Origin of the sequence: Delftia sp. DS1230 (genome assembly GCF_040112715.1) — a bacterium.
In the GTDB taxonomy this organism is placed as follows: Bacteria; Pseudomonadota; Gammaproteobacteria; order Burkholderiales; family Burkholderiaceae_C; genus Comamonas; species Comamonas tsuruhatensis.
This window is the reverse complement of sequence record NZ_CP157763.1, coordinates 217,351-238,190: the sequence shown is the minus strand read 5'-3', so window position 1 is coordinate 238,190 and position 20,840 is coordinate 217,351. Positions and strand designations below refer to the sequence as shown.

Genomic DNA, 20,840 nt, shown 5'->3' with positions numbered 1-20,840 from the left:
CTCTGTGGTGGCGCCTTTCCCATGGATTCGCCGGCCGGGGCCGGCGCGAAAACTCAGTCAAGAACTCAGTCAAGCAGGCGCTGCACGCGCGGCCAGTGCGCGACCTGCCACAGCCGCGCTACGGCGGCCTGGGCGGGGTCGTCCTGCAGGGCACCGCCATAGGCGATCAGTCGCAGCGCCTTGGCCGTGATCTCCTCGCGCGACAGCGTGTTGCCCGGATCGCCCTTGGGCTCCTCGACACGGCCATGCAGCGTGCGGCCATCGGTGGTGAGCACGGTGACCTTGCCGATCCAGCGCTGCGGGTAGGCGGCATCGACCTCGGGGTCCAGCACCATGCCCACCTTCTCGCGCAGGGCCACCGTGGTGGCTGCCAGGTATTCGTTGTCGAACTCGTCCAGGCCCGCATGGCCGTGGCGTGCGGCCAGCGCCAGCACCGTGCCCATGGAGAACTTGCTCTGGTGCACGCTGGCCGGATCGACCACGGGGCCCAGCACGTCGATGGCGCCCTGGTGCACGTGGCAGGTAACCTGCGCCAGGTCGGCGGGGGCCAGGCCGTGGTCCTGCATGACCTGCAGCAGCGCGTCGGCGGCCGGGTGCGTGTGGCGGCAGGAGGCATGCCATTTGAACGAGGTCTCGGCCGTGGCCCAGCGCGTGCCCAGGCCGTCCGTGAGGCGCGTGGGATCGGCGTCCGTGGACATGCCTGCCGCCAGGCCCTGCGGCCCGGTGAAGATGTCCTGCGCACCGGTGAATCCGTCCCGGGCCAGATAGGCCGACATCAGGCCCGCAGCGGCCGCATGCGCCGTGTGCAGCTGCTTGCTGTCGGCGCCCGTGCGCAGGAACTCCCACAGCCCTGCCGACTGCGTGCCGGCCGAGCCGAAGGCATGCTGCATCTGCGCGGGCGTGAGGCCCAGCAGCCGGCCCACGGCGGCCGCGGCGGCCAGGGTGCCGGCCGTGGCCGTGGTGTGGAAGATGCGGTAGTGGCTGCGGCCCAGGAACTCACCCACGCGGATGCCGACTTCGTAGCCGGCCACGCAGGCGGCCATGAGCTCGGCGCCGCTGGCGCCGATGCTCTGCGCCACCGCCAGCGCGGGCGGGAAGACAACGGCGGCGGGGTGGAAGACCGAGCCGTTGTGCACATCGTCCTGCTCGGCCACATGCGAGGCCGCGGCATTGGCCAGGGCCGCCATCATGGGCGAGGTGGTGTCGGCACTGCCCAGGATCTCGCTAGGCCCCTGCGCCGGTCCCTGGGACAGCGCGAAGCGCGTGATGCTCTGCACGGGGCGCGCGCCCTGGCCTGCGAGCACGGAGCCGAACCAGTCCACCCAGAGGTCTTCGGCGCGCTGCTGAACGGCGGCGGGAACGTCGTCCCAGCGCAGCGTGGCGGCGAACTGGGCCAGCGGATGGATGCTCACTTGCGGATCATGTTTCATGAGGGGGTCTCCGGCGCATTCTGCGCATGCGCCCAGGTTTCAGGGAGTGGGTTTTCCAGACTGCGGGCACAAAGCCTGGATGCGCTCTGCGCTCCAGCCCAGCTCGGCCAGGATGGCGGCGCTGTGCTCGCCCACGGCGGGCACGGCCTCCATGCGGTAGTCGAAGGCGCTGTTGGCGCCGGGCGGCAGCAGGGCCTGCACCGGACCGGCCGGCGTGTCCACGCTGCACCAGCGCTGGCGTGCGGCCAGCTGGGGATGGGCCCACAGGCCGGCCATGTCGTTGACGCGCGCATTGGCGATGCCGGCCGCATCCAGCCGCTGCACCACCTGTGCGGCATCGAGCGCGTTGAACACGCCCAGGATCAGCGCGCGCAGCTCCTCGCGGTTGGCGTTGCGGCGCGCATTGCTGTCAAAGCGCGCATCCGTGGCCAGCGCGGGCTGCAGCAGCACCTGTTCGCAAAAGAGCTTCCACTCGCGTTCGTTTTGCAGGCCCAGCATCACCGTGCCCCCGTCACCCACGTCCTTGCCGGCCTCGAAAGGCCCGTAGGGATAGATGCTGGCGTGCGAGGCGCCGGTGCGCGGCGGCGGCGGCGCGCCGTCGAAGGCGTAGTACATGGGGTAACCCATCCACTCGCCCAGCGCCTCCAGCATGGACACATCGATGTGGCTGCCCTCGCCCGTGCGCCCGCGCAGCAGCAGGGCCGACAGGATATTGGTGTACGCATACATGCCGGCCGCGATGTCGGCCACCGAGATACCGGCCTTGGACGGCACCTCGGGCGTGCCCGTGACCGAGAGAAAGCCCGCCTCGCTCTGGATCAGCAGGTCGTAGGCCTTCTTGTCGCGGTAGGGGCCGTCTGCGCCGTAGCCGCTGATGTCGCAGACGATGAGGCGCGGAAAGCGCTCGCGCAGCGCCGCATAGGACAGGCCCATGCGCGCGGCCGCGCCGGGCGCCAGGTTCTGCACCAGCACGTCGGCACCCTCCAGCAGCTGCAGCAGCGCCTGCATGGCCTCGTCCTGCTTGAGGTCCAGCGCCAGGCTCTGCTTGCTGCGGTTGATCCAGGTGAAGTGCGAGGACTGGCCCTGCACGCGCTGGTCATAGCCGCGCGCAAAGTCGCCGCTGCCCGGCCGCTCGACCTTGATCACGCGCGCGCCCAGGTCGGCCAGCTGGCGCGTGCAAAACGGTGCGGCCACCGCATGTTCCAGCGAGACGACGGTGGTGCCGTCAAGCGGCCGAAGACTTTGCTTTTTCATATTGGAAATCCATTGCACTTTGGCGCCGCCTGTGCAACTGGCACGGCCCAAGGCCAGGGACACCGAGGAAGGGCCGCCCCGCCCCGAGGGTGTCGTCCCCCTTTGGGGGAAGGCGCGTAGCGACTCAGGGGGTACTTCATTTCAGAAAGAACGCGGGAGACCGAGGATGTGCTCGGCCACGTAGGAGTAAATGAGATTGGTCGAGATCGGCGCCACCTGGTACAGGCGCGTCTCGCGGAACTTGCGCTCCACGTCGTATTCGCAGGCAAAGCCGAAGCCGCCGTGGAACTGGATGCAGGCGTTGGCCGCCTCCCAGCTGGCCTTGGCCGCCAGGTACTTGGCCATGTTGGCCTGGGCGCCCATGGCCTGGTTGGCGTCGAACATCTCGCAGGCCTTCCAGCGCATGAGGTTGGCGGCCTCGACCTCGATGAAGGCATCGGCAATCGGGAACTGCACGCCCTGGTTCTGGCCGATGGGGCGGCCGAACACGTTGCGGTCGCGCACATAGTTGGTCACGCGGTCCAGGAACCAGTAGCCGTCGCCTATGCATTCGGCCGCAATCAGCGTGCGCTCGGCATTGAGACCGTCCAGGATGTACTTGAAGCCCTTGCCTTCCTCGCCGATCAGGTTCTCCTCGGGGATTTCCAGGTTCTCGAAGAACAGCTCGTTGGTCTCGTGGTTGACCATGTTGGGGATGGGGCGCACGGTCAGGCCGCTCTTCTGGGCCTCGGCCAGGTCCACCATGAAGATGGACATGCCCTCGCTCTTTTTCTTCACCTCGGCCAGCGGCGTGGTACGCGCCAGCAGGATCATCCAGTCGCTGTGCTGCACGCGGCTGATCCAGACCTTCTGGCCGTTGACCACGTAGCGGCCATCCTTCTTGACGGCGCTGGTCTTGATCTTGGTGGTGTCCGTGCCCGTGGTGGGCTCGGTCACGCCCATGGACTGCAGGCGCCATTCGCCCGAGGCGATGCGCGGCAGGTATTTCTCCTTTTGCGCCTGCGAGCCGTGGCGCAGCAGCGTGCCCATGTTGTACATCTGGCCATGGCAGGCGCCCGAGTTGCCGCCGCAGCGGTTGATCTCTTCCATGATCACGCTGGCCTCGGTCAGGCCCAGGCCCGAGCCGCCGTACTCCTGCGGGATCAGCGCGGCCAGCCAGCCGGCCTTGGTCAGCGCGTCCACGAAGGTCTCGGGATAGGCGCGCTGCTCGTCGATCTTGCGGAAATACTCGTCAGGGAACTCGGCGCACAGCGCACGGATGGCGTCGCGGATTTCGGGGAAATTGTTGGAAAGCGTTTGTTCGATCATGGTGGTCTCAAGGCTCGGTGTTCAGGGGTCTCAGGCCAGGGTGGCTTTTCCGGTCATGGTCAGCCAGCCTTCGTGGTCCTGGGCCCAGAGTTCAATGGTCTTGCCGTCCGCAGAAGGCTTGCCGTGCACGCTGAAGGCATGCAGGTCGAAGGTGGGGCGCACGGCCTTGAACTCGAAGGACAGCACGCGCGCCTGGGGCAGCTCGCGGCGCAGCAGGTCCAGCAGCAGCGTGGCGATCAGCGGGCCGTGCACGATCAGGCCCGGATAGCCTTCGACACCCGTCACATAGCGGCGGTCGTAGTGGATGCGGTGGCCGTTGAAGGTCAGGGCCGAGTAGCGGAACAGCAGCACGTCGTCGGGAACGATGGTGCGCGACCAGGTTTGCTGGCCGTCCAGCGGCGGCTTCTGGGGCGTGGGCGCGGGATCGCCGGGCTGGGCAGCGGCGCGGTAGACGATGTCGTGCTCCTCGGTCAGCGCCAGGCCCTGGTCGTTGCTGTAGGCATGCTCGACCAGCACGAACAGCAGCTCGCCCGAGCGGCCGCTCTTGTGGCTGACCGAGCCGATGGTGGAGCGGCGCTGCACCTTCTGGCCCACCTGCAGCGCGTTGCCTGCCTCCCAGCGCAGGCGCCCGCCGGCCCACATGCGGCGCGGCAGCGGCACGGGCGGCAGAAAGCCGCCACGGCGCGGGTGGCCGTCGGGGCCGAGCTCGCTTTGGCGTGCATGGGGCAGGAAGTACATCCAGTGCCACAGCGGCGGCAGCGCCGTGCCGTCGGCGGGCTCAGGGTCTTCCCGGTCCAGCGTGGCCGACAGCGCGGCCACGGGCGCGGCCGTGATGCTGTCTGCCAGGGTTTCGCTGCGGCCCTGCCAGGACTGAAGGTGCGCCAGCGCGGCGGCGTCGAGGGTGTCGGTAGCTTGCTTGTCTGTCATGGCCGCCATGGTCGGTGCAAGCGCGGCGGCCCGCAATCCGCGTTTTCTTAAGCAAGCCTTTGGCCGCGCTGAAGGCTGGGCCGGCGCGGCCTGCCCGCCCCTGCTTTCATTCCCGCGAAGTCCGCCCTTGTGATTGGCGAATGGCGCGGTGCGGCGTTTGCCGGCATCCTTGGTTCCGACTTCTTTCCAACGAACACTGAACGGGGACGACAGGCCATGGCGCAGAAAATGATGCAGGACAAGGTAGTGGTGGTGACGGGTGCCGGCGGCGGCATCGGGCGCGACATGGCGCTGGCCATGGCGGCCGAGGGCGCCAAGGTGGTGGTCAACGACATCGGCACCTCCACCACGGGCGAGGGCACGGACGCCGGCCCGGCGCAGAAGGTGGTCGATGAGATCAAGGCCGCAGGCGGCCAGGCCGTGGCCAACACCGACAGCGTGGCCGAGGCCGCCAGCGCGGGCCGCATCGTGCAGTGCGCCGTGGACAGCTTCGGCCGCATCGACGGCGTGGTCAACAACGCCGGCATCCTGCGCGACCGGTTCTTCCACAAGATGAGCCTGGACGAGTGGGATGCCGTCATCAAGGTCCACCTGTACGGCAGCTACTACATGAGCCGCGCGGCCGCCAACCATTTCAAGGAGCAGGAAAGCGGCGCCTTCGTGCACATGACCTCGACCTCGGGCCTGATCGGCAACCTGGGCCAGGCCAACTACAGCGCGGCCAAGCTGGGGCTGACGGCCCTGTCCAAGTCCATCGCACTGGACATGCAGAAGTTCAACGTGCGCTCCAACTGCATCGCGCCGTTCGCCTGGAGCCGCATGATCGGCTCCATCCCCACCGACACGCCCGAGCAGCAGGCGCGCGTGGCCAAGATCCAGCAGATGACGCCCAACAAGATCGCCCCGCTGGCCGTCTACCTGCTGTCCGACGCGGCCCGCGACGTGAACGCCCAGGTCTTCGCCGTGCGCAACAACGAGATCTTCGTCATGAGCCAGCCGCGCCCGCTGCGCTCGGTGCACCGCAGCGAAGGCTGGTCGCCCCAGTTCATTGCCGAGCACGGCATGCCTGCGCTCAAGGCGTCGTTCGTGCCGCTGGACCGCTCGGCAGATGTCTTCAGCTGGGACCCTGTTTGAACGACACCCCCTGAGGCGCTACGCGCCTTCCCCCTCTCTACTCGCTTCGCGAGGGAGGGGGACGACACCCTCGGTGCGGGGCGGCCCTTCCTCGGTGTCCCTGAGTCGGGCCGCGCCAGTTGCGAGGGTTGAAGCGCGCCAGCGCCATCAAACACTGAGAGGAACCGTGATGGCCATCAGCTATCAGCACCTGAAACAGCGCCCCTTCGAGCCCGTGCGCCAGCACTATGGCGAACGCGACACCATGCTCTATGCATTGAGCCTGGGCCTGGGCAGCGATCCGCTGTCGGATGCGGCCCTGCCCTTTTTCTACGAAGGGGCGCCGGGCGGGCTGCGCGCCCTGCCCTCGCAGGCCGTGGTGCTGGGCTACCCGGGCTTCTGGGCGCGCGAGGCCGATACGGGCATCGACTGGGTGAAGCTGCTGCATGGCGAGCAGCGCATGCGGCTGCACCGCCCGCTGCCGGCCAGCGCCGACGTGGTGGGCCACAACCGCATCACGCACCTGACGGACAAGGGTGAGGGCAAGGGCGCCATCATGGTCACCGAGCGGCGCCTGGAGACCGCCGGCGGCGAGCTGCTGGCCACCGTGCAGCAGGTCAGCTTTCTGCGCGGCGATGGCGGCTACAGCCTGCTGGACGGCGGCCAGCCCAGCGACGCGCCCCTGGCGCCGCTGCGCCCCACGCCGGAGGACCGCGCGCCCGACTTCACCGACACCCAGGCCATACGCCCCGAGGCCGCGCTGCTGTACCGCCTGATGGGCGACTACAACCCGCTGCATGCCGACCCGGCCGTGGCGCGCAAGGCCGGCTTCGAGCGGCCCATCCTGCATGGCCTGGCCAGCTACGGCCTGGTGGCCCATGCCGTGCTGCGCCAATGCGGCGACCGCAATCCCGCGCGCCTGAAGGCGCTGGATGTGCGCTTCACCTCGCCCGTCTATCCCGGCGAAACCCTGGTCACCGAGATCTGGCGCACGCCCGACCAGCCCTGCCAGCTGCAACTGCGCGCCCGCGTGCTGGAACGCGACAAGATCGTGCTCAGCCACGGCTACGCCGAACTCGCCTGATGCACGGCGGCCTCGCAAGAGGCCGCTCCTTCCCCCTGCCCTGGAGTTCCCATGAACACCTCCCCCGTATTGACCTCCGTCCAGGACGGCATAGGCACGATCACGCTGAACCGGCCCGAGGCCCGCAACGCGCTCAACCAGGCCATGCGCCCGGCCCTGGCCGCCGCCGTGGCGCAGATGCGCGATGACGCGCAGGTGCACACCGTCATCCTCACGGGCGCGGGCGGCGCATTCTGCTCGGGCGGCGACATCAGCCAGATGATGGATGCCAGCCAGGCCGGCCTGCCCTGGCGCCAGCGCATGCGCAGCCTGCACCAGTGGTTTCCCGAGCTGGTCAACCTCGAAAAACCCGTGATCGCCGCCGTGGACGGCCCGGCCTTCGGCGCGGGCCTGAGCCTGGCGCTGGCCGCCGACTTCGTGCTGTGCACGCGGCGCGCGAAGTTCTGCGCCGTGTTCGGCCGCATCGGCCTGGTGCCCGACCTGGGCGCCATGCACATGCTGCCGCGCATCGTGGGCCTGCAAAAGGCCAAGGAGCTGGTCTTCACCGCGCGCACCGTGCAGGCCGAGGAAGCCAGGTCGCTGGGCATGGTCTACGAGATCGTGGAAGACGGCGAGGCCCTGCAGGCCGCCGCCGTGGCGCTGGCGCGGCGCTTCGGCGAGGCATCCACGGCCGCCATCGGCATGGCCAAGACGGCCATGAACCAGGCCTTCGAGCTGGACGCACGCGCCATGGCCGAGCTGGAAGCCTATGCCCAGACGATGTGCCGCGGCTCCGACTACCACCAGGAGGCGGTGCAGCGCTTCAAGGACAAGCAGCCCACGCGCTTCGACTGGGACCGCGCGCCATGAGCGTGCTGTCGCCGGACGCCCTGCAAGAAAGGCTGCAGGCCCTGATCCGCCCCGGCGACACCCTGTGGTGGGGCCAGGCCACGGCCGAGCCGCTGACGCTCACGCGCGCCGTGGTCGCGCAGCGCCATGCACTGGCCCGGCACGGTGGCCAGGGCCGGCTGCGCGTCTTCGTGGGCATGGGCGCATCGGACACGCTGCAGCCGGCGCATGCCGACGCCATCGACTTCTTCGGCTACGCGGCCGGCGGCCCCCACCGCGCGCTGGCCCAGGCGGGCGTGCTGGACATCCTGCCCAGCCACTACTCCCACCTGCCCGGCCTGATCGACGAGGGCCTGCTGCCTGCCGACGTGGTGCTGCTCCAGGTCTCGCCACCCGATGCACAAGGCCGCTACAGCCTGGGCCTGGTCCATGAGTACCTGCCGGCCGCCATACGCAAGGCGCGCGTGCTGATCGGCGAGGTCAACCCCGCCATTCCGTGGACGCACGGCAGCCTGCACCTGCAGGCCGGCGACTTCGCCCTGCTGGTCGATGCCGAACACCCTCCGCTGGACCAGGCGCGCAGCGCGCCCGGCTCTGCCGAGCAGGCCATTGCCGGCCATGTGGCCGCCCTCATCGAAGACGGCGCCACGCTGCAGGTGGGCGTGGGCAACCTGCCCGAGGCCGTGCTCGCCGCCCTGCACGGCCACCGCGACCTGGGCCTGCACAGCGGCGCCGTGGGCGACGGCATTGCAGCCCTGGCCGAAGCCGGCGTGCTGACCCACGCGCGCAAGAGCCAGGACCGCGGCGTGGGCATCGGCGGCATCCTCATGGGCGGCGAATCGCTCAGGCGCTGGGCCCACCGCAACCCCGCCCTGCAACTGCGCGAGACGCGCTACACGCACGACCCCGAGGTGCTGGCCGCCAGCCACCGGCTGGCTGCCATCAATTCGGCGGTGGAGGTGGACCTCACGGGCCAGATCAACTCCGAGGTGGCGGGCGGCGTCTACGTGGGCGCCGTGGGGGGCGCCGTGGACTTTCTGCGCGGCGCGGCACGCAGCCGCGGGGGCCTGCCCATCATCGCCCTGCCCGCCACGGCCAGGGGGGCCACGCGCATCGTTGCGCGGCTGTCCGGCCCCGTCAGCACGCCGCGCAGCGACGCCGGGCTCATCGTCACCGAACACGGCGTGGCCGACCTGCGCGGCCAGACGCTGTCGCGCCGCGTGAAACGGCTGATCGACATCGCGGCGCCGGAGCACCGCGCCGACCTGGAACAACAGGCACATACCCTGCTGCGCCAATGCGGCGCAGCCTTTTCCTGATCCACTGATCCACTGATTCCCAAGGAGACAACACCATGCGCAGAGCCGCCATCGTCACCCCCCTTCGCACGCCCGTGGGCACCTTCGGCGGCAGCCTGCGGCCGGTATCGGTCGAGGAGCTGGCCGCCACCACGGTGCGCGCCGTGGTCGAGAAAAGCGGCATCGACCCCGCACGCATCGACGACGTGGTCTTCGCCCAGTCCTACGCCAGCAGCGAGACGCCCTGCGTGGGCCGCTGGGCAGCGCTGCAGGCCGGCCTGCCGGTGACGGTGCCGGGCATGCAGCTGGACCGGCGCTGCGGCGGCGGCCTGCAGGCCGTGGCCACGGCGGCCATGATGGTGCAAAGCGGCGCCGCCGACGTGGTGATCGCAGGCGGCGTGGAGAGCATGAGCAACATCGAGTACTACAGCACCGACATGCGCTGGGGCGCGCGCTCGGGCAATGTGCGCTTCTACGACCGGCTGGACCGCGGCCGCGAGCGCTCCCAGCCCGTGGAGCGCTTCGGAAAGATCTCGGGAATGATCGAGACCGCCGAGAACCTGGCGCGCGACTACGGCATCAGCCGCGAGGCAGCCGACGCCTATGCCGTGCGCAGCCACCAGCGCGCCGCCGCCGCCTGGGAGGCGGGCCGCTTCGCCGACGAGATCGTCCCCGTCAAGGTGCCCCAGCGCAAGGGCGACCCCGTGCTGTTCACGCGCGACGAAGGCTTTCGCGCCGACGCCACCACCGACAGCATGGGCAAGCTGCGCGTGCTCATGCCCAATGGAACGGTCACGGCCGGCAACGCCAGCCAGCAGAATGACGCCAGCGCCGCCTGCCTGATCGTGGCCGAGGACCGGCTGGCCGAACTGGGCCTCACCCCCATGGCCACCCTGGTGGGCTGGGCCGCCGCAGGCTGCGAGCCCTCGCACATGGGCATAGGCCCCGTGCCCGCCGTCAAGAAACTGCTGGCGCGCCTGAACCTCACGCTGGACCAGATGGACCTGGTCGAACTCAACGAAGCCTTTGCCTGCCAGGTGCTGTCCGTGCTCAAGGGCTGGGAGTGGAACGACCAGGGCGCCATAGACCACAAGCTCAACGTCAACGGCTCCGGCATCTCCCTGGGCCACCCCATAGGCGCCACCGGCGTGCGCATCCTGGCCACCCTGCTGCACGAGCTGGAGCGCCGCAAGGGCCGCTATGGGCTGGAGACCATGTGCATAGGCGGCGGCCAGGGGATTGCGGCGGTGTTCGAGCGGGTGTGAGGAACCCGTCATGTCGACACGTCCAGTGAATCTGAGCCAGCAACAACATCGAATCGTTGAAGCTCAGACCCAAGCGACCAAGCTGGAAACGCTACGGCAAGCGGCTATGCGGGGGTGGGCGGATGTCGCCTCGGGTCACTACATTGACGTGCCGGATGAAGACTTTGACCTCTTTATCGCGGATCTGGGAAGGCAGGCAGCCAGCCGAATCAAGGCTGGTGCCTGACGGCGGCCTCCTCAATCCGCCCGCGCCCCCGACGCCTTCACGATCTCTTCCCACTTGCGGGCCTCGGCCTGGATGTAGCGCGCGAACTCGGCGGGCGTGGAGCCCACGGGCTCGGCGCCCAGGCGGCGGTATTGCGCGGCGATCTGGGGTTCGGCAAGCACGCGGCGGGACTCGGTCCACAGTTTCTGCACCACGTCCTGGGGCGTGTTCTTCGGCGCCCACAGTCCGTACCAGGTGCTGGTGCGAAAGCCGGGCATGCCGGCCTCTTCCATGGTGGGCACATCGGGCAGGGAGGGCGAGCGACTGGCCGAGGTGACGGCCAGCGCGCGCAGCCGGCCCGAGGCGATGAAGGGCATGGCCGAGGGCATGGAGTCGAACATGAGCTGGATCTGCCCGCCCATCAGGTCGGTCAGGGCCGGCGAGCTGCCCTTGTAGGGCACATGCTGCATCTGCGCGCCGGTCTTCAAGCGGAACAGCTCGCCCGACAGGTGCTGTGACGACGCATTGCCGGCCGAGCCGAAGTTCACCTGCCCGGGATGGGCCTTGGCCCAGGCGATCAGCTCCTGCACATTGCGCACCGGAAGCTGGCTGCCCACGACCAGCACCAGCGGGACATCGACCAGCTGCGTGACCGGCTCGAAATCGCGGAAGGCGTCATAGGGCGCGCTGGCATAGACGTAGGGGTTGATGACGTGGATGGAGGCGTTGACCAGCAGCGTGTAGCCGTCGGCCGGCGCCTTGGCCACCAGGGCCGCGCCGACCATGCCGCTGGCGCCGGCCTTGTTGTCCACGACCAGCGGCTGGCCCAGCGCCTCGCCCAGCCGCGTGGTGACCACGCGCCCGACCACATCGGTAGGCCCGCCCGGTGGATAGGGCACGACGACGCGGATGGGCGCCTTGGGATAGCCCTGGGCCCCGGCGGATGGCTGCGCGCCTGCCGTTCTCCATGCGGCCAGCGCCGCAGCGGCGCCCAGCAGGGTGCGGCGGGAAAGCGCGGGGCCTGTGCGTTGCGTTGTCATACCTTGTCTCCTTGAATGGCGAGTGCGAGCTTGCCGGTCACGTTGCGGCCGTGCAGCGCGTGCAGCGCCTCCGGCAGTTCATGCATGGCGAAGACCTGGCTGACCTGGGGATGGATGCATCCCCGGGCCGCCCAGTCGAGCAGCGTGGCAATGACGGGCTGCAGCTGCGCCGCGAAGGCCTGGCGTTCATCGGCCGGCGTCCAGCCGATGTAGCGGCCGTAGAAGAAGCCGTGCAGCGTGAGGTTCTTGACCAGGGCCAGGTTCATGGGCACGGCGGGAATGGCGCCGCTGGCGAAGCCCACGCTCAGCAGTTGCGCGTTCTGCGCAGCGGCGCGCAGCGCCTGCAGCAGCAGATCGCCGCCCACGGGGTCGAAGACGACGGATGCGCCCCGGCCCTGCGTGGCCTGCTTGACCTGGGTGGCCAGGTCCTGCGGGGTGACTGCCTGGTGGGCCCCACGGCGCAGCGCATCGGCGCGCTTGGCCTCCGTGCTGGCGCAGGCGATGACCTGCACGCCGAGCGTCTGCCGGGCCACTTCCACCGCCGCGGCGCCCACGCCCGAACCGGCGCCCAGCACCAGCACCACGTCGCCTTCCTGCAGGCGCGCGCGCCAGTGCAGGGCCGTGTAGGCCGTGCCGTAGGACAGGGGAATGGGCAGGGCCTGCAGCCAGGGCATGCCCGCGGGCAGGCGGTAGACGGTGGACGCATGCACCACCGTTTCCTGCGCAAAGGCGCCCCAGTCGGCAATGAAGGCCACGGCATCGCCGGGCTGCAGGTGCTGCACCGCGCTGCCGCATTCCAGCACGCGCCCCACGCCTTCGGTGCCGGGCACGAAGGGCAGCGGCGGGCGCCGCTGGTAGCGGCCCTCGATCAGCAGGCCCGTGGCGTGGCTGACGTTGGCGTAGGCCACGGCAATCCGCGCCTGGTGCGCGCCCAGGGGCTGGCCGGGCCGTTCCATGGACTGCAGGCTGACCACCTCGTGCGGCGCGCCGAATTGATGGCAGACCAGGGCCTGCATGGAGGTGTCCGGGGAGGTGTCCGGGGAGGTGTCCGGGGAGGTGTCCGGGAAGGTAGGTGTGAACGTGGATGTGGAAGCGCTCATGCCATGACCTCCTGCGCGCACTGGTGCACCACGCCGCTGGCCATCCATTGCTCCATCTCCTGCGGCGTGCAGCCGGCCTCGGCCAGGATCTGGCGCGTGTGCTCGCCCGTGCGCGGCGCGGCGCCAAGGGATGCACCGCAGGCTGCTGCGTCTGCCGGCCAGGGTGATGCCGCATACAGCAGCTGCCCGAACCCGGGCTGCGCCAGCGTGGCGAACGATGCGCGGTGCACGGCCTGGGGATGCGCCACCACATCGGCCAGCGTGCGCACGCCCGCATGCAGGGCGCCCTGCGCCGCCAGGCGCTGCTCCCAGTGGGCGCGCGGCTGCTGCGCCAGCAAGGCCTGCAGCCCGGCATGCAGCACATGGCGGTGGGCCATGCGGCCCGCATTGGAGGCAAAGCGCGCGTCCTGCAGCCAGTGCGGCAGGTCCAGCGCGCGGCACAGCCGTTCGAACTGGTCGTTGTTCAGGGCCAGCACGGTGATGAAGCCATCGGCCGTGGCGAACACGCCGTTGGGAGCGCTAACCCCTTCGGCAGGCTGGCCGCCGCGCAGCGTGTCTTCGGCCAGCACCGTGGATTGCAGGGCGCAGCAGACCTCGAACAGGTTCAGCTCCACATGGCGCCCGCGCCCGCTGCGCGCCTTGCCCAGCAGGGCCGCCGTGCAGGCCTGTGCGGCGTAGACACCGGCCGCGATGTCGGCCAGCAGCAGGCCCACGCGCTGGGGCTGGCCCTGCACGTCGCGGTTGCTGGTCATCAGCCCCGTGTCCGCCTGCATGACGGAGTCGGTGGCGGGCCGGTCGGCATACGGCCCCGTGGGTCCGTAGCCGCTGATGGAGACGTACACCGGGTCCAGGCCGGCCGCGCGCAGGCTGTCGTAGTCCACGCCCATGCGCTGCACGACCTGGGGGCGGAAGTTCTGCACCACGATGTCGGCCTCGCGCGCCAGCCGCAGCAGCAGCGCGCGCCCCTGGGCCTGGCGCGCATCGACGGCAATGCTGCGCTTGCCCGCGTTGTAGGTGGCCGACAGGCTGCTGTGCCCGTTGCGCGAGATGCCCACGTGGCGCGCCCAGTCGCCTTCGGGCGGATCGACCTTGATCACCTCGGCGCCCTGGCGCGACAGCAGGTGGGTGCAGTAGGGGCCGGCCACGCCCTGGCTCAGATCGAGCACACGGTAGTGCGCCAGGGGCGCCGGCGGCGCGGTTTGCAAAGCTTCTTGGTTCACGGTCAGCGGCCTTTCGCCATGGTTTCCTCCATGCTAGGGAGGCAGGGCTGGCGCCACAATCCTCGCCAGCAGGCCATGCCTGGTGACTCCCGATCAACAATGGCCGGCCCCGGCCCTGCAAAGAATGCCGAGATGGACCTGAACCTGTGCCGCGTCTTCATCGACATCGCCGAGGCCAAGAGCCTCACGCGGGCGGCCGAGCGCGGCGGCATGACGCGCTCCAACGTCTCGCGTCGGCTGCGTGCGCTGGAGACCGAGATGGGCGCGCAGCTGCTGCGCCGCACCACGCGCAATGTGGAGCTCACCCAGGCCGGCCAGCTGCTGTACCGGCGCTGCCTGGCCATGATGGAGGAGCTGCAGCGCGCCCGCGATGCCATCCACCAGTTGCGCTCCACCGTGAGCGGCGAGGTGGGCGTGCGCGTGCCCACCGGCTTCGGGCATTTCTATCTCAAGCCCCTGATCCTGGGCTTTTGCCGCGAGCATCCCGACATCCGCCTGCGCCTGCTGATCAACGACCAGATGGCCGACCTCGTGGCCTCCAAGGTCGATCTGGCGGTGCAGATCACCTCCGCGCCGCTGGACGATCTGGTGGCCACGCGGCTGTGCGATGTGCGCTGGAACTTCGTGGCCACGCCCGCCTGCCTGCAGGCGCTGGAGCAGTCGCTGGGCCGGCCCCTGCGCGCGCCTGCCGACCTGCTGCAGGCCCGCCTCATCCTGCCGCTGGCCATGGGCGGCAGGCTGGCCTGGCTGGCCGGCAGCGGCGACGATGGCGTGGCCGCTGCCCTCGATGTGCTGCCCTCGCTGCAATCGGGCGACTACCGCCTGCTGTACGACGCCGTGCTGGACGGCCTGGGCCTGGCCCTGCTCCCGGACTACGTGACCTCGGCCGCGCTGGCCGGCGGCACGCTGGTGGCCGTGCTGGACCAGGTGGTGTTCTCCGGCCTGGGCAATGCCATGTACCTGGTGCGCATGCCCGACCGCCAGCCCACCATGGCCGCGCGCGCCTTCCAGCAGTTCCTGCGCGAGGCCATCGTCACCGCCGCACCCAGCTGGCAGGCGGGGGCTGAAGAGGGTGGTGAAGAAGGCGGCGGAGGGGGCTGCACGCACCGCTCTTCCTAGGATTGCCCTAACAGCCGGCAAACCCTGGCTTTGGCAAAAGCAGATTCCCAAGACGCGCCTGCCTGCGCACCATTGCCTGCATGTCCGGCGCAGACCGGGCGCGCCGCCGTGCAGGCCACGGCAGCGCTTCATTCATCTTTTGCAGGAGACATGCACATGCCCGCCCAACACCGCCGCAAGGCCCTGGCCACCCTGGCCCATGCCCCGCTTCTGGCGTCCCTGGTGACCGCCCTGGCCACCCTGAGCGCCCTCCCCGCCGCCGCGCAGGACGCGCAGCCCGTGCGCCTCATCGTGGGCTACTCGGCCGGCGGCCCCGTGGACCAGGGCGCCCGCCTGCTCAGCGTGGCGCTGACCAAGGAGCTGGGTGCCTCGGTGGTGGTGGAGAACAAGCCCGGCGCCAACGCCACCATGGCCGGCAGCGAGGTCGTGCGCGCCAGGCCCGACGGCCTCACGCTGTGGTTCGCGGCCAGCCCTACCATCACCATCAGCCCCAACGTGATGAGCAAGATGTCCTTCGACCCGGCCCGTGACCTCACGCCCGTGGCGCCCGTGCTCAGTTACTACAACGTGCTGGTGGTCAACAACAACGAGCCCTACAGGACCACGGCCGAGCTCGTGGCCTATGCCAAGGCCCATCCGCAAAAGCTCAACTACGGCTCGGCCGGCGTGGGCGGCTCCAACCACCTGGGCGCGCTGCTGTTCGCGCGGCGCAGCGGCATCGAGATGAACCACATCCCCTACAAGGGCAACGCACCGGCCATGACCGACGTGATCGGCGGCCAGCTGAGCATGATGCTGGACATCATCAGCACCGCCAGCAGCTACATCCAGGGCGGCAAGGTGCGGGCCATCGCCGTCACCTCGCCGCAGCGCAATGCGTCCCTGCCCGATGTGCCCACCTTTGCCGAGTCCGGCATCGAAGGCCTCAAGGGCTTCGACGTGGGCGGCTGGTATGGCGTCTATGGGCCCAAGGGCATGTCGCCCGAACTCGTGGCCCGCCTGAACAAGTCCATCAACGCCGCCCTGGCCCAGCCGGAGCTGCGCAAGCGCCTCAAGGAACTGGGCTACGAAGAGTGGACCGGCGCACCCCAGAAACTGGCCGAGCGCGGTGCCAAGGAGCGCGCGATGTGGGCCACCGTCACGCAAGGCATTGTGGTGGACTGAGGGATACGCGGAGCATGAATCAACGAATACACCATCTGCTGGACCGCTGGCTGGCCGAAGCGCCGCAGCGTCCCTTCATCCACCTGCCCGACGGCAGCAGTCTGAGCTTTGCCGATCTGGGCGCGCTGGCGGACACGGCCGAGACCGAGCTGCGCGCGCTGCAGGTGCGGCCCGGCGACCGCGTGCTGGTCGTGGCCGAGAACTGCCCCGAGCATGCGGCGCTGATCCTGGCCTGCAGCCGCGTGGGCGCCTGGTCCTGCGGTGTGAACGCACGCATGGCGCCCGGCGAGATCGATGCCTTTGCGGCCAAGGCCGATGCCCGCGTGGTGTATTTCACCTCGGCCGCATCGGACAGCGCCAGCGGCCACGCGCGGCGCTTTGGCGCAGGCGACTCGGCCCTGGCCGGCATGCAGCACAGCCCCGTGCGCGCTGAGGCCGTGGCCGAATCCGGTGCGCTGCAGGACGAGGTGGCGGCGCTGATCTTCACCTCGGGCACCACGGGCACGCCCAAGGGCGTGATGGTGGGGCATGAGGCGCTGACGCTGTTCGCGCGCGTCTCGGCCGCATCGCGCGGGCTGGGTCCGCAGGACCGCAGCTACGCCTTCGTGCCCATGACCCACATCTTCGGGCTGGGCACGGTGCTGCTGGCCTCGCTGCATGCGGGCGCGCAGATGGTGATGCGCCCGCAGTTCGACCCGGCCGACCTGCTGGATGCGCTGGCGCGCCACGGCATCTCGCAGTTGCAGGGGCCGCCTGCGCTGTACGCGCGCCTGCTGGCCCATCTGCAGGAGCAGGGCATTGCACACCCTCAGGCGCCGGCGCTGCGCTATGTCTACACAGGCGCAGGCCCGCTGGACCTGACGCTCAAGAAACGCGTGGAGGCCGCCTTCGGCCAGGCGCTGCACCATGGCTACGGCCTGTCGGAATACGCAGGGTCGGTCCACCTCACGCGACAGGGCGAGCAGCGGCCCGACACCAGCGCCGGCTACGTGGTGGAAGGCGCCGAGGTGCGCGCCGTGGACCCGGCCACGGGCCGGCCCCTGCCGGTGGGCGAGCGCGGCGAGCTGTGGATACGCGGGCGCGGCCTGATGCACGGCTACTTCCGCGATGACCAGGCCACGGCCGCCGTGATGCGCGAGGGCGGCTGGTACGCCAGCGGCGACCTGGGCGAGCTGCATGCCGACGGCGCGCTCTTCGTGGTGGGGCGGCTCAAGGAAATGATCATCCGCTCGGGCTTCAACGTGTATCCGGCCGAGGTGGAACTGGCGCTCAACGAGCTGCCCGGCGTGCAGCGCAGCGCCGTGGTCGGCCGCCCCGAAAACGATGGCAACGAGGAGGTCATCGCCTTCGTCGAGCTGCAGCCCGGCGCCACGCTGGACAACGCTGCCGCGCGTGCCCACCTGCGCGAACGGCTGGCGCCCTACAAGCTGCCCGCCCGCATCGTGCCCCTGTCCGAGCTGCCCACCAGCCCCAACGGCAAGGTGCTCAAGCGCCTGCTGCAGGAACAGGCGCTGCGCGTTTGAGCCACCACGCCCGCTGAATCGTTGCGCCGGTGCCACTGCCGGTGCAACCTTTCACCCTCCCTGCCCTGAATCCCGACGCGCGCCAAGGCCATCGCCGTCGGAAACCCTTATCTGCGGCATCGATGCAACACCCCTACGCCAAGCGTGGCGCAGGCCTTGCACCCCTTCTTTCATGATGTAAAACTATGGAACTTAATATCTCGATAGTTTAAAAAGATTCATTAACTGAACGCTTGCCAGGCCCGGGCTGCAGGCAGCCGCAGTGGTGCACATCCCATGTGCCTGCTCACGTCTGCAAAAAGACAAGCCCCATTTCCGCAACCATTTGAATCAAGCGAATGAAAAAAATCCTCAATCTGATTTTCGGAGGTATTTTCCTGATCGCTGCCAGCTTGGTTCATGCGGCCTGGCCAGACCGGCAGATCACGCTGGTTGTACCTTTCCCGGCAGGCGGTGGCACCGATATCGTGGGGCGCATCATCGCCAAGGAGCTTGCACAACGCCTGCGCGTCAACGTGGTGGTGGAAAACCGCCCTGGCGCCTCGGGCAACATCGGTGCGCGCCAGGTCTCCAAGGCCCGTCCCGATGGATATACGCTGCTGATCTGCTCCACGGCCCAGACCATCTCGGGCGCGCTGTACACGCAGGCCGGCTATGACGTGGTCAACGACCTCGAAGCCATCTCCACCATCAACGACGGTCCTCTGGTGCTCATCACACGCCCGGGCCTGAAGCTGGCGTCGGTGCAGGACCTGATCGAGCTGGCGCGGCGCAGCCCCGGCAAGCTGACCTACGCCACGCCGGGCTACGGCAGCGCGGGCCACATGGCGGCCGAGGCCCTGAGCCTGGCCGCCGACATACGCATGCTGCACATCCCCTACCAGGGCGCCGCGCCCATGATGAGCGACCTGGTGAGCGGCCAGGTCGATATCGCCTTCGACCTGCTGATCACGGCCAAGCAGTATGTGCACCAGGGCAAGGTCAATCGCGTGGGCGTGGCCACGCGCGAGCGCTCGCCCCTCATGCCCGACTGGCAGACGCTCAGCGAGCAAAGCCCGGCCCGGCTCGGCAATTTCAACGAGACCTCATGGAATGTGCTCATGGCACCCAAGGGCACGCCGGCCGCGATAGTGAACGCCATCAATGCACAGATGAAAAATATCCTGACCGACGAAAAGGTGCAGAAGAAATTCATGGAGCTTGGCAGCATTCCCCTTTGGAAATCCGTGGACAGCACCAAGGCATTCGTATCCGACGACGCCAGAAAATGGAGAAAGGTGGTCAGTGATGCCGGCATCGCGAAAATCTGAAATACCCCCTTCGCCGCAGAAACTGGCAGGGCCCGATGTCAATGCGCTGCACGAATTGCTCAATGCGCTGAAAAAGCACGGCATCGACATCCCCTTCGAGCGGCTGGGACCCATCCTGGCGGAGCACCAGTTGCTGATGGAGCACCGCGACCTCGTCAACGAACTGGCGCATGAGGCGGGACCCTCGCAGATCCACACCACCATCTCCCGTCAGAGCAAGCATGAGCGGCAGTCCTGAACTTTCGATACGACAGATGGCCAGCGCGCTGCGCGCCGGCAAGACCACTTCGGAGATGCTGACCCGGGCGGCGCTGGGACGCATCCGCGCCATGGACATCGACATCCATGCCTTCACCAATCTCGATGCCAGCGGTGCCATGGAGGCTGCGCGCAACGCAGACATGGCGCGCGGAGAAAGCGCCGATCTGCCGCTGCTCCACGGCATTGCCGTGGCCATCAAGGACGTCTACGACGTGGCCGGCCTGCCGACCACCTGCCAGTCCTGGCTGAGCCTGGACTATGTGCCCGAAGACGATTCCACGCCGGTGCGGCGCCTGCGCGATGCGGGCGCCGTCATCCTGGGCAAGCTGGCCACGCATGAGTTCGCCATCGGCGCGCCCAGCCCCGACCTGCCGTTTCCCGCAGCCCGCAACCCCTGGGACCTGGCCCATATCCCGGGCGGATCGTCGTCGGGCTCGGGCGCCGCCATTGCGGCAGGCTTCACGCGGCTGGCCCTGGGCACCTGCACGGGCGGCTCCATCCTCATACCGGCCGCCTGGTGCGGCGCCGTGGGGCTGAAACCTACCTACGGCCGCGTCTCCAAGCACGGCGTGTTCCCCCTGGCCTGGACGCTGGACCACTGCGGCCCGCTGTCGCGCAGCGTGGAGGATGCGGCCATCGCGCTGCAGGTGCTGGCCGGTCACGACCCGCTGGACCCGGCCAGCTCCACCGAACCCGTGGACGACTACTGCACGGGGCTGGAGCAGGGCGTGAAGGGCCTGACCATCGGCGTGCCGCAGGACCACTTCCAGTCGTCGCCCCAGGCGTCGCCCACGTTCCTGTCGGCCTTCGACCGCACGGCCGCGCTGCTGGCCGAGGCCGGCGCCCGTCCCATCCACGTGAGCCTGCCCCACAGCCAGCAGTTCCTGGCGGCCGGCCGCGTCATCCTCAGTGCCGAGATGTTCACCATCCATGCGCAGGACCTGCGCTCGCGCCCGCTGGACTATGGCGAGCTCACGGCGGCGCGGCTGCTGCTGGGCGCCACCGTGTCCTCGGAGGACTACCTGAACGCCCTGCGCGTGCGCCGTATGCTGGCGGCCCGCGTGGACGCTGCGCTGGACCGCTGCGACGTGCTGCTGACCGCCATCACCCTGGATACGGCGCCGCGCTTCGACCCCATGCCGCATTTCCGCCACTGGCCGGTGCAGACCCATGCCTTCAACGTGACCGGGCACCCGGCCGTCAGCGTGCCGGTGGGCCTGTCACCCCAGGGCCTGCCGCTGGCCGTGCAGGTGGTGGGACGCTACTTCGACGAGGCCCGCATCCTGCAGGTCGCCCGGGCCATCGAGCGGCTGACCGGCTGGGAAAACCAGCTGCTGCCCGACGGCACCTGACCGCCGTGCTTGGCTTGGACACAGCCGCAGCAGCAGCCC

General features: G+C 69.3%; 19 protein-coding genes. 12 read left to right on the top strand and 7 right to left on the bottom strand.

The window, feature by feature from the left end:
* Positions 1–65: 65 nt before the first annotated feature.
* The 4 genes from AAN986_RS01030 to AAN986_RS01015 form a co-directional block, all read right to left on the bottom strand.
* Positions 66–1,430: an MmgE/PrpD family protein gene (locus AAN986_RS01030; RefSeq protein ID WP_047218541.1), complete on the bottom strand. Its 1,365-nt coding sequence runs from the start codon at positions 1,428–1,430 to the stop codon at positions 66–68.
* Positions 1,431–1,469: 39 nt separating this feature from the next.
* The gene (locus AAN986_RS01025) at positions 1,470–2,684 is read right to left on the bottom strand and encodes a CaiB/BaiF CoA-transferase family protein (protein WP_047218540.1); all 1,215 of its coding nucleotides are present in this window, start codon (positions 2,682–2,684) and stop codon (positions 1,470–1,472) included.
* A 141-nt stretch (positions 2,685–2,825) separates the two neighbouring features.
* Complete coding sequence (locus AAN986_RS01020) at positions 2,826–3,992, bottom strand: acyl-CoA dehydrogenase family protein (protein WP_016450242.1); 1,167 nt, start codon at positions 3,990–3,992, stop codon at positions 2,826–2,828.
* A 30-nt stretch (positions 3,993–4,022) separates the two neighbouring features.
* Positions 4,023–4,928, bottom strand: coding sequence for a MaoC family dehydratase N-terminal domain-containing protein (locus AAN986_RS01015; RefSeq protein ID WP_016450243.1), 906 nt, complete (start codon positions 4,926–4,928; stop codon positions 4,023–4,025).
* A gap of 207 nt (positions 4,929–5,135) precedes the next feature.
* Between AAN986_RS01015 and AAN986_RS01010 the strand changes: the two genes are divergently transcribed.
* The 6 genes from AAN986_RS01010 (at position 5,136) to AAN986_RS00985 (ending at position 10,733) form a co-directional block, all read left to right on the top strand.
* Complete coding sequence (locus AAN986_RS01010; RefSeq protein WP_016452187.1) at positions 5,136–6,053, top strand: SDR family NAD(P)-dependent oxidoreductase; 918 nt, start codon at positions 5,136–5,138, stop codon at positions 6,051–6,053.
* A 169-nt stretch (positions 6,054–6,222) separates the two neighbouring features.
* Complete coding sequence (locus tag AAN986_RS01005; protein WP_047218539.1) at positions 6,223–7,116, top strand: MaoC family dehydratase; 894 nt, start codon at positions 6,223–6,225, stop codon at positions 7,114–7,116.
* Positions 7,117–7,167: 51 nt separating this feature from the next.
* Positions 7,168–7,965 carry an enoyl-CoA hydratase/isomerase family protein gene (locus tag AAN986_RS01000; RefSeq protein WP_012202133.1) on the top strand — a complete coding sequence of 266 codons (798 nt, stop codon included), beginning with the start codon at positions 7,168–7,170 and terminating at the stop codon, positions 7,963–7,965.
* A complete protein-coding gene (locus AAN986_RS00995; protein WP_047218538.1) occupies positions 7,962–9,263 on the top strand; it encodes an acetyl-CoA hydrolase/transferase C-terminal domain-containing protein in 1,302 nt (433 codons plus the stop codon). Before AAN986_RS01000 ends, AAN986_RS00995 begins: the two co-directional genes overlap by 4 nt.
* Before the next feature lie 35 nt (positions 9,264–9,298).
* The gene (locus tag AAN986_RS00990) at positions 9,299–10,507 is read left to right on the top strand and encodes an acetyl-CoA C-acetyltransferase (protein ID WP_013800084.1); all 1,209 of its coding nucleotides are present in this window, start codon (positions 9,299–9,301) and stop codon (positions 10,505–10,507) included.
* 10 nt (positions 10,508–10,517) lie between these two features.
* Positions 10,518–10,733, top strand: coding sequence for a hypothetical protein (locus AAN986_RS00985; RefSeq protein ID WP_047474923.1), 216 nt, complete (start codon positions 10,518–10,520; stop codon positions 10,731–10,733).
* 11 nt (positions 10,734–10,744) lie between these two features.
* Here the strand turns inward: AAN986_RS00985 and AAN986_RS00980 are convergent, their stop codons facing one another.
* The 3 genes from AAN986_RS00980 to AAN986_RS00970 form a co-directional block, all read right to left on the bottom strand.
* Positions 10,745–11,752, bottom strand: a complete 1,008-nt coding sequence (locus tag AAN986_RS00980) for a tripartite tricarboxylate transporter substrate binding protein (RefSeq protein ID WP_034397674.1) — start codon at positions 11,750–11,752, stop codon at positions 10,745–10,747.
* Positions 11,749–12,768 (bottom strand): NADPH:quinone oxidoreductase family protein, encoded by a 1,020-nt coding sequence (locus tag AAN986_RS00975; RefSeq protein ID WP_047218537.1) that lies wholly within the window; start codon positions 12,766–12,768, stop codon positions 11,749–11,751. The genes AAN986_RS00980 and AAN986_RS00975 overlap by 4 nt, the downstream gene beginning before the upstream one ends.
* Positions 12,769–12,848: 80 nt before the next feature.
* Positions 12,849–14,072 (bottom strand): CoA transferase, encoded by a 1,224-nt coding sequence (locus AAN986_RS00970; protein WP_206424534.1) that lies wholly within the window; start codon positions 14,070–14,072, stop codon positions 12,849–12,851.
* 132 nt (positions 14,073–14,204) lie between these two features.
* Between AAN986_RS00970 and AAN986_RS00965 the strand changes: the two genes are divergently transcribed.
* The 6 genes from AAN986_RS00965 to AAN986_RS00940 all read left to right on the top strand — a co-directional run bounded on the left by AAN986_RS00965 (position 14,205) and on the right by AAN986_RS00940 (position 20,801).
* Positions 14,205–15,191, top strand: a complete 987-nt coding sequence (locus AAN986_RS00965) for a LysR family transcriptional regulator (RefSeq protein ID WP_047218580.1) — start codon at positions 14,205–14,207, stop codon at positions 15,189–15,191.
* A 156-nt stretch (positions 15,192–15,347) separates the two neighbouring features.
* Positions 15,348–16,355: a tripartite tricarboxylate transporter substrate binding protein gene (locus AAN986_RS00960; protein WP_047218579.1), complete on the top strand. Its 1,008-nt coding sequence runs from the start codon at positions 15,348–15,350 to the stop codon at positions 16,353–16,355.
* Positions 16,356–16,369: 14 nt separating this feature from the next.
* Complete coding sequence (locus AAN986_RS00955) at positions 16,370–17,878, top strand: class I adenylate-forming enzyme family protein (RefSeq protein ID WP_047218535.1); 1,509 nt, start codon at positions 16,370–16,372, stop codon at positions 17,876–17,878.
* Between the two features lie 338 nt (positions 17,879–18,216).
* Positions 18,217–19,188: a tripartite tricarboxylate transporter substrate binding protein gene (locus AAN986_RS00950; RefSeq protein WP_016450255.1), complete on the top strand. Its 972-nt coding sequence runs from the start codon at positions 18,217–18,219 to the stop codon at positions 19,186–19,188.
* Positions 19,166–19,426, top strand: coding sequence for a hypothetical protein (locus AAN986_RS00945; RefSeq protein WP_047218534.1), 261 nt, complete (start codon positions 19,166–19,168; stop codon positions 19,424–19,426). Before AAN986_RS00950 ends, AAN986_RS00945 begins: the two co-directional genes overlap by 23 nt.
* Entirely contained in the window at positions 19,410–20,801 is a 1,392-nt protein-coding gene (locus AAN986_RS00940; RefSeq protein ID WP_046987214.1) for an amidase, read from the top strand. Before AAN986_RS00945 ends, AAN986_RS00940 begins: the two co-directional genes overlap by 17 nt.
* The last annotated feature ends 39 nt before the right edge of the window (positions 20,802–20,840 follow it).

Excerpts from the sequence above, each read along its gene's own strand:
- AAN986_RS01030 (WP_047218541.1), bottom strand. The coding sequence starts at position 1,430 with ATGAAACATGATCCGCAAGTGAGCATCCATCCGCTGGCCCAGTTCGCC.
- AAN986_RS01025 (WP_047218540.1), bottom strand. The coding sequence starts at position 2,684 with ATGAAAAAGCAAAGTCTTCGGCCGCTTGACGGCACCACCGTCGTCTCG.
- AAN986_RS01020 (WP_016450242.1), bottom strand. The coding sequence starts at position 3,992 with ATGATCGAACAAACGCTTTCCAACAATTTCCCCGAAATCCGCGACGCC.
- AAN986_RS01015 (WP_016450243.1), bottom strand. The coding sequence starts at position 4,928 with ATGGCGGCCATGACAGACAAGCAAGCTACCGACACCCTCGACGCCGCC.
- AAN986_RS01010 (WP_016452187.1), top strand. The coding sequence starts at position 5,136 with ATGGCGCAGAAAATGATGCAGGACAAGGTAGTGGTGGTGACGGGTGCC.
- AAN986_RS01005 (WP_047218539.1), top strand. The coding sequence starts at position 6,223 with ATGGCCATCAGCTATCAGCACCTGAAACAGCGCCCCTTCGAGCCCGTG.
- AAN986_RS01000 (WP_012202133.1), top strand. The coding sequence starts at position 7,168 with ATGAACACCTCCCCCGTATTGACCTCCGTCCAGGACGGCATAGGCACG.
- AAN986_RS00995 (WP_047218538.1), top strand. The coding sequence starts at position 7,962 with ATGAGCGTGCTGTCGCCGGACGCCCTGCAAGAAAGGCTGCAGGCCCTG.
- AAN986_RS00990 (WP_013800084.1), top strand. The coding sequence starts at position 9,299 with ATGCGCAGAGCCGCCATCGTCACCCCCCTTCGCACGCCCGTGGGCACC.
- AAN986_RS00985 (WP_047474923.1), top strand. The coding sequence starts at position 10,518 with ATGTCGACACGTCCAGTGAATCTGAGCCAGCAACAACATCGAATCGTT.
- AAN986_RS00980 (WP_034397674.1), bottom strand. The coding sequence starts at position 11,752 with ATGACAACGCAACGCACAGGCCCCGCGCTTTCCCGCCGCACCCTGCTG.
- AAN986_RS00975 (WP_047218537.1), bottom strand. The coding sequence starts at position 12,768 with ATGCAGGCCCTGGTCTGCCATCAATTCGGCGCGCCGCACGAGGTGGTC.
- AAN986_RS00965 (WP_047218580.1), top strand. The coding sequence starts at position 14,205 with ATGGACCTGAACCTGTGCCGCGTCTTCATCGACATCGCCGAGGCCAAG.
- AAN986_RS00960 (WP_047218579.1), top strand. The coding sequence starts at position 15,348 with ATGCCCGCCCAACACCGCCGCAAGGCCCTGGCCACCCTGGCCCATGCC.
- AAN986_RS00955 (WP_047218535.1), top strand. The coding sequence starts at position 16,370 with ATGAATCAACGAATACACCATCTGCTGGACCGCTGGCTGGCCGAAGCG.
- AAN986_RS00950 (WP_016450255.1), top strand. The coding sequence starts at position 18,217 with ATGAAAAAAATCCTCAATCTGATTTTCGGAGGTATTTTCCTGATCGCT.
- AAN986_RS00945 (WP_047218534.1), top strand. The coding sequence starts at position 19,166 with ATGCCGGCATCGCGAAAATCTGAAATACCCCCTTCGCCGCAGAAACTG.
- AAN986_RS00940 (WP_046987214.1), top strand. The coding sequence starts at position 19,410 with ATGAGCGGCAGTCCTGAACTTTCGATACGACAGATGGCCAGCGCGCTG.